We start from the raw sequence: 11,415 nt of genomic DNA on the forward strand, positions 1-11,415 counted from the left end.
ACGATCAACGAACTTTGCAATCGCCCTGCGGGGACGTGCGCGTGGAGGACGTGCCCGATCCCCGCGTGCAAGAACCCACCGACGCCGTGGTGCGCATCCTGCGCACGTGCATCTGCGGCAGCGACCTGTGGCCCTACGGGGCGAGACCGGCCACGGAGGACGGCGACCGCATCGGCCACGAGTTCCTCGGCGTCGTACAGGACACCGGAGCGGACGTGACCGGGCCGGCACCCGGGGACGTCGTGGTCGCGCCCTTCGCCTACGCGGACAACACCTGCGCGTATTGCACCGAAGGCCTGCACACGTCCTGCCCGCGCGGCGGCTTCTGGGGGCAGAACGGCGTGGACGGAGGCCAGGGCGAGGCCGTGCGGGTGCCCCTGGCCCAGGGGACGCTGGTGACGCTCCCCGTCGGCGAGGACTCCCCGCTGCTGCCGTCGCTGCTCACCCTGTCCGACGTCTTCTGCACCGGTCACCACTGCGCGGTGACGGCCGGAGTCGGGCCGGACACGACGGTGACGGTGATCGGTGACGGTGCGGTCGGGCTGTCGGCGGTGCTGGCCGCCCGGCGGCTCGGCGCGGAACGGATCCTGCTGATGGGCCGTCACCGCTCCCGCACCGACCTCGGCCGCGACTTCGGCGCCACCGACGTGGTCCCCGAGCGCGGCGAGGAGGGCGTCGCACGGGTACGGGAGCTGACCGGCGGCGAGGGCACCCGGGCGGTGCTGGAGTGCGTCGGCACCGAAGCGGCCCTGGATACGGCGCTCGGGGTCGTGCGCGACGGCGGCGTGGTGAGCCGGGTCGGCGTACCGCAGTACGAGAAGGGGAACCTCGGGTTCGCCATGTTCGGCCGCAACATCACCGTCACCGGCGGTGTCGCACCGGCCCGCGCGTACATCGAGGAACTGCTGCCCGACGTCCTCGACGGCGCGATCGAGCCCGGCCGCGTCTTCGACCGCACGGTCGGCCTGGAGGACGTGCCGGACGGCTATCGCGCCATGGCCGACCGCACGGCCCTGAAGGTGCTCGTCCGGCCTTGATAGTTTCCCGTCGAGTGTTCGTTCGCGACCATCGGGAGCAGACGCATGGGAAAGCTGCAAGGGAAGACCGCGGTCGTCACCGGCGGTACGTCGGGAATCGGGCTGGCCACAGCGAAGCTCTTCGCCGAAGAGGGCGCCCACGTCTTCGTCATGGGCCGCCGGCAGAAGGAACTCGACCAGGCCGTGAAGGAAATCGGCGGCAATGCCACCGGCGTTCGCGGGGACGTTGCCGAACTGACCGATCTCGACCGGCTGTACGAGGCCGTGAAGGCGAAGGGGCGCCTCGACGTCGTCTTCGCCAATGCCGGCGTCGGCGGCCCCGCCCTTCTGGAAGACGTCACCGAAGAACACTTCGACAAGATCTTCGGCGTCAATGTGAAGGGGGCGCTCTTCACGGTGCAGAAGGCCTTGCCGCTTCTGAACGACGGCGCCTCCGTCATCCTCACCTGCTCCGTCGCGGGCAGCAAGGGAACGCCCACGCACTCGGCCTACGGTGCCAGCAAGGCGGCCGTCCGCGATCTCGTGCGGGTGTGGACGGCGGAGCTCAAGGACCGCCGCATCCGCTCCAACGTCCTCAGCCCCGGGCCCATCGAGACGCCCATGCTCGCGGCGCAGCAGCAGGAGTCCATCGCGCAGATGCTGTCCAGCATTCCGCTGGGGCGCGCAGGGAAGCCGGAGGAGGTCGCCAAAGCGGCGCTCTTCCTGGCGTCCGACGACTCCAGCTTCATCACCGGAATCGAACTGTTCGTCGACGGCGGCAGGGCCCAGATCTGAACCGGCCTTCCGGCGTCAAGACGAGACGAACCACTCGTCCGGAAAGGTGATTATTGCGCTCTGATACCCCATGAGACGCCGCTGATGCAGCAGTCTCGTCGTCACCGCCGGGTGATCGCCCAGATGCGATCGCCCGCGCGGCAGGCGGAGGCGGCTGTGGCGGAGGACGGATGACGGGTATCAGTCGGCGCAGACTCCTGACCGGTGCAGCGGCTGCTGCTCTCGGCGGAACATCGTTCTCCGCACTGCCGGGGAGCGTGCAACGGGCGGTGGCGGCGGGCCCGGCCCAGGGCGGCTCGCTCAGGGACGTCAAACACGTGGTCCTGCTGATGCAGGAGAACAGATCGTTCGACCACTACTTCGGCACCCTCAAGGGCGTACGCGGCTTCGACGACCCCCACGCGCTCAAGCTGTCGAACGGCCGCAACGTCTTCTACCAGCCGGACAGCGCGAACCCCGAGGGGTTCCTGCTGCCCTTCCGCCTCGACACGCACAAGACGAACGCCCAGTCCATCCCCTCCACCAGCCACGCCTGGGACGTGCAGCACGAGGCGTGGAACGGCGGCCGGATGGACCGCTGGATGCCCGCGCACCGGCACGCGGACGGCGCGGACGCGCCCTATGTGATGGGCTATCACACGCGCGAGGACATCCCCTTCCAGTTCGCCCTGGCCGAGGCGTTCACCGTCTGCGACAACTACTTCTGCTCGGTCCTCGGACCCACCTGGCCCAACCGCCTGCACTGGGTGTCCGGCACGATCGACCCCGGCGGAACCCGCGGCGGCCCCGTCATCACGAACGACTACCCGCCCACCTTCTACCAGTGGACCACCTACGCCGAACGCCTGCAGGACGCGGGCATCAGCTGGCAGGTCTACCAGGGCCAGGACAACGGCTCCTACAACGTGTTCAACGGCTTCAAGCAGTTCCGGGACGCAAAACCCGGCGACCCGCTGTACGAACGCGGCATGCGCAGACTGCCCGAGGACGCCTTCGAGGAGGACGTCCGCAACAACCGCCTCCCCGCCGTCTCCTGGCTCATCCCCTCCACCGCCGCATCGGAACACCCCGATTCCCTGCCGGCGGCGGGCGCCGACTACGTCGCACAGAAACTCGAAGTCCTCGCCGACAACCCGGAGATCTGGAACAAGACCGTCTTCATCCTCAACTACGACGAGAACGACGGCCTCTTCGACCACGTCCCCCCGCCCGTTCCCCTGGAGGGGACCAAGGGCGAATTCGTGTCGGGCCGGCCGATCGGCGGCGGCTTCCGGGTGCCCTGCCTCGTCATCTCGCCCTGGACCGTGGGCGGCTGGGTCGCCCAGGAGCCCTTCGACCACACCTCGTGCCTCCGCTTCCTGGAAAGCTGGACGGCGGCCCACGGCAGGGAAGTCCGGGAGACCAACATCAGCGCCTGGCGCCGCCGCACCTTCGGCGACCTCACCTCCGCCTTCGGCTTCACCGCCCCCGCCCACAAGCCGCCCCGCCTGCCCGCCAACACCCGCGAACAGCTCGCGGAGGCCAAGCAGGAAGTCGCCACCCTCCCCAAGCCGGCCTTCCCCACCACCGGGCAGACCCCGCCCCGCCAGGAACGGGGCTCGCGCAGGCACCGGTGAGCAGGGGAGCGGCACGCGTCAGAGGAAGTGCCCGCTGGCGAGGTACGGTGCCGGATCCGTCATCCCGCGGACCGCGAGGTATCCCTCCTGGCCGATGTCGAGACGGGCGGCCAGGCCGATGTCGACGGCCCACTCGTTGGCCGCGGTGATGCAGTTGACGAGGGTGTCTCCCCGCGACGAGGCCAGTGCCTCCCACAACAACTGCTGCGCGGTGTCCGGGTGCGCGGCGGCCAGGAGCCGCGCGCACCCCCGGTCGTCGAGGTAGACGTACCCGGGCCTGTCCCCGGCCCGGGAGACCACCAGCCGCAAGGTGCCGAGCATTTAGCGGTGATCGGGGCCGTGACCGGCTCCCCGGAGGTTCTCGTCGAGCCGGTCCATCCACTCCAGGTCGGCGGCCCGCCCGTCCCGCAGCCCCGTCACCGCGGGCAGCGTGGCGCGGTCGACCGTGCCGACCATGCGCATCTGCGGGAGCAGCGAGAAACCCGCCAGCCGGTACCGGCGGGTCGCCGCGGGGTGGACGGTCGAGGAGAACAGGCCCCGGCGGCCCTCCGCGTGCGCCAGGACGGCGTCCATCAGCCGCTTGCCGATGCCCTTGCCCTGGCGGCCCGGCAGCACGCCGTAGGTCGCCAGGTACCAGAGGCGGCCGCGATTCTGCGAGACCGCGAACCCGACGACCGCGCCCCCGTCGACGGCCACCCGGCAGCCTCCCGGATCCACGGTCAGGAAGTACCGCATACGGTCGGTCCATTGCTGCGACCCCGATGCCGAACGGGGCTCCGCCTCCGGTTCGCCGACCCGCCGGGCGAGCCGGTCCGCTTCGAGGAACGTCACTGCCGAGGCACGTTCTGCGGCAGGGAGATCGCTCTCCTGCATCAGCCTCACCTGCACGGAGTCCATTGCGCCAACGTACTGGCCGCCCGGGGCCGCGCGCACACGGATTTCCTCCGGCCTCAGCCCCTCAGGTGCCCCAGCACCGAGCGCATCGCATGCTCCACCGCGTGCCGTGACTGCTCGGTGTGGTCGACTATCTCGAAACCGTGGTGCCCGTCCGGCACGTCGACCACCTCGACGTCGGCCCCGCAGTCCCCGGCGGCGGACAGGAACTCCTCCACCTTCGCCGCGAACTCCGCGTTCTCCAGCCCCACTCGGGTCAGCACGAGGGGAAGTCGTCCGGCGTTGTGCACCTCGGCCGCGGGGTGGAAGCGGGAGTCCGTGAGCCCCCAGCCCGACGGCGGAACGAGCAGGGGATACGTCACCGCCACGCACCGCAGCCACGGCGGGGGAGCGGCGAGCCACTCCGCCGACAGCAGGGCGCCGCCGGAGAAGAACCACAGCGCGACGCGGTCCGCGTCGACACGCGGGTCGGCCCGTACGAGATCGACCGCTGCGGCGACGTCCTCGGCGGCACGCCCGTAGTCGGTGATGTCGTGCAGCCGGTGGTCCACCACGGCGCCGACCGCCCCCAGCTGCGCCGCGTACCGGGCGTAGCCGACGTAGGCCGGCCAGTCGCGCGGCGTCGGCTGCACGTGCGCGGGAACCGGGCCGCCGTGGACGAACACCACGGCGGGACGGGGGTGTTCCGCATCCGGCAGATGGAGATCGACGCGGCCTGTGCGCTCCCGGGGCCGTTCGGGTACGTCCATGAGGAAGGGCCTGAGGTGTCCGGGCGTCGTCGCGGCCAGCCGCTCTCCCTCTCCTGCGGCGGCCCGCAGGAGCACGCCGGTCAGTTCACCGGGGGCCGACAGCATCGGCCAGTGTCCGGTGCCGAGTTCGAGGAAGCCCACCCGGCGGTCGAGGAGCGCGCGGAACTTCGGGCCCCCGAGCCTCACCTGCGTCTCGACCATGGCGATGCTCGCCCCGTTGGCGGTGCACAGGACCCCGGTCGTCGGCAGCCCGGCGGCGGTCCCCGACAGCCGGAGCGGCTGGGTGAGCGTGCGCACCGGCTGCGGTGCGGCCAGGCGGGTCAGGCGCGCCAGCGCGGCCTCGGGCACGTCCGCGATGCTGCCCCACCGCTGCCAGGCATCGTGCGACGGCGGCGGCACCGGCCGGTCGTCCCCGGCCGGCCGGGCCGGCAGCGCGTCGCGGATCGCCTGGTCGGGCACGAGGTGGACGGCCGGTACGCCGTCCTGCGGCATCCCCGCGTCCAGGTACACGATCCGGGCGACCCGCTCCGGGCGCCGCTCGGCGGCACCCAGCACCGGGTGGATGCCGTAGCCGTGACCGACCAGCACCAGATCCGGCGCCTCCGTGTGGTCGATCAGCTGCACCACATCCTCGATGTGCGTCTCCAAGTCCGTTTCGGGACGGGCCAGATGACGGCGGTCGCCCATGCCCGTGAGCGTGGCCGGATGCACATCGGCCCCCGACTCCCGCAGCCGGGCGGCCGTTTCCCGCCAGATCCAGCCGCCGGTGCAGATCTCCGACACCAGCACGAATGCCGTCATGGGCCTCTCCTCGTCCGCTCGGTCCGCACGACCGGCCCGCCGGGCCGTCCGCGCTCCCGGGCACGGTAGGAGTTCCCCCTGGGGGAGATTCAAACTGTGGTCCGGAGCGTTCCCTTCCGGCATTCCAGGCGGCCTGCATCTCCCCTGATCAGAGCCCGCTTTCGCATTTCCGTGTCCCGCAGTGCCCGGATCCCGTGGCGTCCGGGACGCCTCACCCCGCAGGCTCGGGTGGTCCGAGCGATCAGGACACCGACATGAGCATGAAGGAGTACCTTTCTTGACCACTCACCTTCGACGTGGCACCGGCCCGCGAGCGGTACTGGCGCTGTTGGCGGCACTGTGCGGGATCATCGGTGCCACCGCGATCGGTACGACCCCGGCGGCAGCAGCCGATCACCGTCAGGCGATCTACGCCATCGCGCACCGGGTCGACACCCTCGACGGCGTGGACGCCGCCATCAAACACGGCGCCAACGGCATCGAGATCGACGTCTGTGCCTGGTGGAATCCGAACGAATGGCGCGCCTATCACGATTGCTCCTCGGCCGGTGACTCCCGGCGGGGCCCCAGCTTCGACAGCATGATCGACCGCATCGTCTCCCACGCCGGAGCGGGGCGCCGGCTGGGGCTGGTCTGGCTGGACGTCAAGGACCCGAACTACTGCGGAGAAGCGCCGAACCGCGGGTGCAGCGTCGCCGGACTGCGCGACAAGGCACAGCGGCTGACGGCCGCCGGGATCCAGGTGCTCTACGGCTTCTACGAGTACCACGGCGGCAACCCCCCGGACGTCGGCGGCAGGGGCTGGAAGAGCCTGCAGGGCAAGCTCGGCCGCCTGGAGGGCATCACGACGACCGGGTCCCGTGATCAAATCCAAGGCGCCTACAGCCGATTCGGTTCCGGGCTCCCGGCCGGTCACCGGGCGATGGACTACGGCGACAGCGACATCGGCAAGGGGTTCGGCAACTGCACGGAAGCGAGCTACAACACGTGTGCCGAACTGAAAAAAGGCGCCAAGGACCGCGCCGCCGGACACCTCGCGGCCACGCTGTCCTGGACGACCACCTACAACGACCCGTGGTACGTCGACAAACTGCTGGGCGATGCGCGTGTGGACGGCATCATCGCGGGCTACGGGGCCTTCACCGGAGTGCGCGAGTACGACGACAACTGGAAGTGCGCCAACGCCATCAAGCTCGTCCGTGACTGGGTGAACCACCACGGCTCCACCCATCGCATGGCCACCAGCGGTGACCGCCTGTTCAGGTAGGGACGGCCCCGTACCGTCGGCCGGGATCCCGGCCGACGGCTCTTCCTCCCGAAAGCGAGCCGTAACCCGTTTGCGCCACCCGGTGTGATGCCGTGCACGCCCGGGGGCAACCCTGACCCGTGGACTGGTACCCCGAAGACTCCCAGGATGCCTACGACACGGTCGTCAACGCCCCGCACCGGGCCAGGCTCAGCCACGAACTGCTGGCGGCAGCGGCCGCGTACGCGGCGATGAAGGCCTACGACCTGCATGTGGCGCGCAACGGCAGGCCGGCCGACCGTGCCGCCGCCAGGGAGGTCCTCGCCGCGCTGGCAGGTGCGTTCGTCGACCGGATGGTGCAGACGAAGGGGCTGGACCACCTCGACACGGCGCGGGTGAAGCTCCAGGCGCAGGAGCGAGCGGAGACGGCCTACTCGGAGGAGTTCGAGTAGGCCGTGAACCGCAGCTCGTAGTGCAGCGTCCGGTCCCTCTTCAAACGGTGCGTCAGCGGCACCAGCACCCCGTGGACGAACGGGTGCTTGCGGGCGAGGCACTTCGCGGCGTGCCGGTTCTCCTCGCTGCCCTGCTCGACGAGGCGGGCCCGCGCCGCCACGGGCGGCCCGGTCGGCATGCCGCGCATCGTGGACGGGCGGATCTCCACCTCGGGGTTGTTGCGCATGCGTTTGGCCTTCCACGCCGTGCCGAAGGTGCGGATGTAGGCGTGGTCGCCGTCGACGGCGATGTTGACCGGGGTGCCGACGGGCGTGCCGTCGCGCTTGTAGGTCGTCAGCAGGACGACGCGCTGCTTGACGAACGGTGCCAGGTCAGGACTGCTCGGCTCTGCCATGAGGCCATCCTGCCCGGGTGGGGGCGGCTGTCCAACCCCCGGGACCGCCCGCCCCGGACGGGACCGGGACGGGCGGGGCGGAGCAGGTCAGGCCGTGGCGCCGATGGCGTCGCGGACCTCACGGAAGGCCGCGACCGTGCGCAGGACGTCCTCGCGGGAGTGCGCGGCGGACAGCTGGACGCGGATGCGGGCCTTGCCCTTGGGCACCACGGGGTAGGAGAAGGCGATCACGTAGATGCCCTTCTCCAGCAGGTCCGCGGCCATCCGGGCGGCCAGCGCGGCGTCACCGACCATCACGGGCGTGATCGGGTGCTCGCCGGGCAGCACCTCGAAGCCGGCCTCCGTCATCTCCTTGCGGAACAGCGCGGTGTTCTCCCGCAGCCGGATACGCCGGTCGCCGGACTCGGCCAGCAGGTCGAGCACGCGCAGCGAGGCGCCGACGATCGACGGGGCGAGGGAGTTGGAGAACAGGTACGGGCGCGAGCGCTGCCGCAGCAGCTCCACGATCTCGGCGCGCGCGGCGACGTAGCCGCCGCTGGCGCCGCCGAGGGCCTTGCCGAGGGTGCCGGTGATGATGTCGACCCGCTCGGTCACCCCGAACAGCTCCGGGGTGCCCCGGCCCTCTTCGCCGACGAAGCCGACGGCGTGCGAGTCGTCGACCATGACCAGGGCGCCGTAGCGCTCGGCCAGGTCGCAGATCGCGTCCAAGGGGGCGATGTAGCCGTCCATGGAGAAGACGCCGTCGGTGACGATCAGCTTGTGGCGCGCACCGGAGGCCTCCTTCAGGCAGCGCTCCAGGTCGGCCATGTCGCGGTTGCGGTAGCGGAAGCGGGCCGCCTTCGACAGGCGGATGCCGTCGATGATGCTCGCGTGGTTGAGCTCGTCGGAGATCACCGCGTCCTCGGCGGACAGCAGCGTCTCGAAGACGCCGCCGTTGGCGTCGAAGCACGAGCTGTAGAGGATCGTGTCCTCCATGCCGAGGAACCGGGAGATCTTCTCCTCGAGCTCCTTGTGCGGGGCCTGGGTGCCGCAGATGAACCGGACGGAGGCCATGCCGAAGCCCCAGTCGTCCAGCGCCTGCTTGGCGGCCGCGATGACCTCGGGGTGGTCGGCGAGGTCCAGGTAGTTGTTGGCGCAGAAGTTCAGGACCTCGCCGTCGCCGACGCTGATGGCCGAGGACTGCGGGCTGGTGATCACGCGCTCGGACTTGTACAGGCCCGCGTCGCGGATGTCCTGCAGCTCCTTGCGCAGGTGCTCGCGCATGCCGTCGAACATGGGGGACTCCTCGTGTGGTCGTGCGTCAGGGGTGAGCGGCGTCAGGGGGCGGTCGGCCGGGTCCAGTCGATGACGACCTTCCCGCACTGGCCGGAGCGGGCCGTCGCGAACGCCTCGGTGTGCTGCTCGAACCCGAAGCGGTGGGTTATCACCGGGGAGATGTCGAGGCCGCTGCGCAGCAGGACGGACATCGCGTACCAGGTCTCGAACATCTCGCGCCCGTAGATGCCGCGCAGGGTCAGCATGCGGGTGACGACCGTGGCCATGTCGATGGTCACGTCGCCCGCGGGCAGCCCGAGGGCGGCGATGCGGCCGCCGGGCGACATGGTGGCGATCATGTCCTGCAGGGCGTCGGCGCGGCCGGACATCTCCATGCCGATGTCGAAGCCCTCGGTCATGCCGAGCTCCGGCATGACGTCCGCGATGCGCCGGCTGCTGACGTCGAGGGCGACCGTGGCGCCCATCTTCTGCGCCAGGGCGAGCCGGTAGGGGCTGACGTCGGTGATCACGGTGGAGCGGGCACCCGCGTGCTCGGCGACGGCCGCGGCCATCATGCCGATGGGACCGGCGCCGGTGATGAGGACGTCCTCGTTGAGCACGGGGAAGGACAGCGCGGTGTGCACGGCGTTGCCGAACGGGTCGAAGATCGCCGCGACGTCGATGTCGATCTCGTGCCGGTGGACCCAGACGTTCGACTCGGGCAGCACCACGTACTCGGCGAACGCGCCGTCGGTGTGCACGCCGAGGCCGACCGTGCGGATGCACAGGTGACGGCGGCCGGCCATGCAGTTGCGGCAGGTGCCGCACACGAGGTGGCCCTCGCCGCTGACGATGTCGCCGACGCCGACCGCGTTCACGCCGGGACCGGTCTCCACGACCTCGCCGGCGAACTCGTGGCCGACGACGAGGGGGGCGCGGACCACACGGGCCGCCCATTCGTCCCAGCTGTCGATGTGCAGATCGGTACCGCAGATGCCGGTGCGCAGCACCTTGATCAGAACCTGCCCGGGACCGGCCTGCGGGGTCGGTACCTCGGTCAGTTCGAGACCCGGCCCGGCCTGGGTCTTCACCAATGCCCTCATGGAACATCACTGTGCTGCGTGAACCGCTGTGAAGTCCATCAACATTTTTCCACACCACTTGTGAAGCCAGGCTTCATGATTGCTGCAGGTGAATGCGATAGTGAACGGGTGATCGACCCCCGCCGCCTGCGTGTCCTGCGCGCCCTCGCCGACCACGGCACCGTCACCGCGGCCGCCCACGCCCTCTACCTCTCGCCCTCGGCCGTCTCCCAGCAGCTGGCCGCCCTCGAGGCGGAGACCGGGCACGCCCTGCTGGAACGCCGGGGCCGCACCGTCCGCCTCACCGCCGCCGGCAGCGTCCTCGCCCGGCACGCCGACGAGATCTCCGCCCAGCTGGAACGGGCCGAGGCCGACCTGGCCAAGTGCTCCACGGGCCTGGTGGGCGAGGTGACCATCGCCGCCTTCGCCACCTCCATCACCGAGGTCGTCGCCCCCGCCGTGGCAGGCCTGGGCCGACAGGCGCCCCAGGTGCGGGTCCGCGTCAAGGACGCCGAGGGCCACGCCGCCGCCCGGCTGCTCGCCGACGGCGAGGCCGACATCGCCGTGGCCGTCGAGCACCGCGACTCCCTCGCCCCGGGTGGCCGGCAGCTGCTGTACGCGCCGCTGTACGAGGAACCCTTCGACGCCGTGCTCCCGCCCGGCCACCGGCTGGCCGGCAAGCCCGAAGTCGACCTCACGGACCTGCGCGACGACCCCTGGATCACCCCCTGGCCGGGCAACCCCGTCCACGAAGCCGTCCTGCGCGCCTGCGAGGAGGCCCGCTTCCAGCCCAGCGTGGAATGCCTCTCCGACGACTTCTCCGCCGTCTGCGCCCTGGTCGCCGTCGGCGCCGGCGTCGCACTCGTCCCGCGCTCGGCCCTGCACGGCATCCGCCCCGCCCTCACCCCCGCCGTCCGCCCCCTGCACGGACCGGGACCGACGCGCCGCGTCTTCACGGCCGTCCGCCGCGGCAGCGAAGGACACCCGCTGCTGCGGATCGCCCTCGCCGAACTGCGCGACCGGGCAGCCGCGTTGACGGCCTAGTACGTCGTACTCACGGCGAAGGTCCCGCCCGATCCATCGGATCGGACGGGACCTTCATTCATCCATTCATC

12 protein-coding genes are annotated in these 11,415 nt (G+C 70.9%); 6 read left to right on the forward strand and 6 right to left on the reverse strand.

Annotated elements, in window-relative coordinates; translation table 11 throughout:
* Positions 1-65: 65 nt before the first annotated feature.
* From ACLHRZ_RS41055 to ACLHRZ_RS41065, 3 genes are all read left to right on the forward strand, one after another.
* Positions 66-1,037: a zinc-binding dehydrogenase gene (locus ACLHRZ_RS41055; protein ID WP_490423727.1), complete on the forward strand. Its 972-nt coding sequence runs from the start codon at positions 66-68 to the stop codon at positions 1,035-1,037.
* A 45-nt stretch (positions 1,038-1,082) separates the two neighbouring features.
* A complete protein-coding gene (locus ACLHRZ_RS41060; RefSeq protein WP_490423728.1) occupies positions 1,083-1,811 on the forward strand; it encodes an SDR family NAD(P)-dependent oxidoreductase in 729 nt (242 codons plus the stop codon).
* A gap of 170 nt (positions 1,812-1,981) precedes the next feature.
* Positions 1,982-3,427: an alkaline phosphatase family protein gene (locus ACLHRZ_RS41065; protein ID WP_490423729.1), complete on the forward strand. Its 1,446-nt coding sequence runs from the start codon at positions 1,982-1,984 to the stop codon at positions 3,425-3,427.
* Positions 3,428-3,445: 18 nt separating this feature from the next.
* On the opposite strand, the gene ACLHRZ_RS41070 is transcribed toward ACLHRZ_RS41065, so the two are convergent.
* From ACLHRZ_RS41070 to ACLHRZ_RS41080, 3 genes are read right to left on the reverse strand one after another with little or no spacing between them, the layout of a single operon-like run.
* Positions 3,446-3,748, reverse strand: a complete 303-nt coding sequence (locus ACLHRZ_RS41070) for a hypothetical protein (protein ID WP_490423730.1) — start codon at positions 3,746-3,748, stop codon at positions 3,446-3,448.
* Entirely contained in the window at positions 3,749-4,324 is a 576-nt protein-coding gene (locus tag ACLHRZ_RS41075) for a GNAT family N-acetyltransferase (protein WP_490423731.1), read from the reverse strand. It lies immediately after the preceding gene.
* A 53-nt stretch (positions 4,325-4,377) separates the two neighbouring features.
* Complete coding sequence (locus ACLHRZ_RS41080) at positions 4,378-5,871, reverse strand: alpha/beta hydrolase (RefSeq protein ID WP_490423732.1); 1,494 nt, start codon at positions 5,869-5,871, stop codon at positions 4,378-4,380.
* A gap of 277 nt (positions 5,872-6,148) precedes the next feature.
* On the opposite strand from ACLHRZ_RS41080, the gene ACLHRZ_RS41085 reads away from it, so the two are divergent.
* Both ACLHRZ_RS41085 and ACLHRZ_RS41090 read left to right on the forward strand, forming a co-directional pair.
* Positions 6,149-7,138 carry a PI-PLC domain-containing protein gene (locus tag ACLHRZ_RS41085; protein ID WP_490423733.1) on the forward strand — a complete coding sequence of 330 codons (990 nt, stop codon included), beginning with the start codon at positions 6,149-6,151 and terminating at the stop codon, positions 7,136-7,138.
* A 119-nt stretch (positions 7,139-7,257) separates the two neighbouring features.
* Entirely contained in the window at positions 7,258-7,569 is a 312-nt protein-coding gene (locus tag ACLHRZ_RS41090; protein ID WP_490423734.1) for a DUF3759 domain-containing protein, read from the forward strand.
* On the opposite strand, the gene ACLHRZ_RS41095 is transcribed toward ACLHRZ_RS41090, so the two are convergent.
* The 3 genes from ACLHRZ_RS41095 to tdh form a co-directional block, all read right to left on the reverse strand.
* Complete coding sequence (locus tag ACLHRZ_RS41095) at positions 7,548-7,964, reverse strand: PPOX class F420-dependent oxidoreductase (protein ID WP_490423735.1); 417 nt, start codon at positions 7,962-7,964, stop codon at positions 7,548-7,550. The two genes, ACLHRZ_RS41090 and ACLHRZ_RS41095, sit on opposite strands and share 22 nt — an antisense overlap.
* An 87-nt stretch (positions 7,965-8,051) precedes the next feature.
* Entirely contained in the window at positions 8,052-9,239 is a 1,188-nt protein-coding gene (locus ACLHRZ_RS41100; protein WP_490423736.1) for a glycine C-acetyltransferase, read from the reverse strand.
* Between the two features lie 41 nt (positions 9,240-9,280).
* Positions 9,281-10,321 carry an L-threonine 3-dehydrogenase gene (tdh, locus tag ACLHRZ_RS41105; protein WP_490423737.1) on the reverse strand — a complete coding sequence of 347 codons (1,041 nt, stop codon included), beginning with the start codon at positions 10,319-10,321 and terminating at the stop codon, positions 9,281-9,283.
* A 108-nt stretch (positions 10,322-10,429) separates the two neighbouring features.
* Between tdh and ACLHRZ_RS41110 the strand changes: the two genes are divergently transcribed.
* Positions 10,430-11,344: a LysR family transcriptional regulator gene (locus ACLHRZ_RS41110; RefSeq protein WP_490423738.1), complete on the forward strand. Its 915-nt coding sequence runs from the start codon at positions 10,430-10,432 to the stop codon at positions 11,342-11,344.
* The last annotated feature ends 71 nt before the right edge of the window (positions 11,345-11,415 follow it).

Source organism: Streptomyces sp. AM25 (assembly GCF_058146165.1).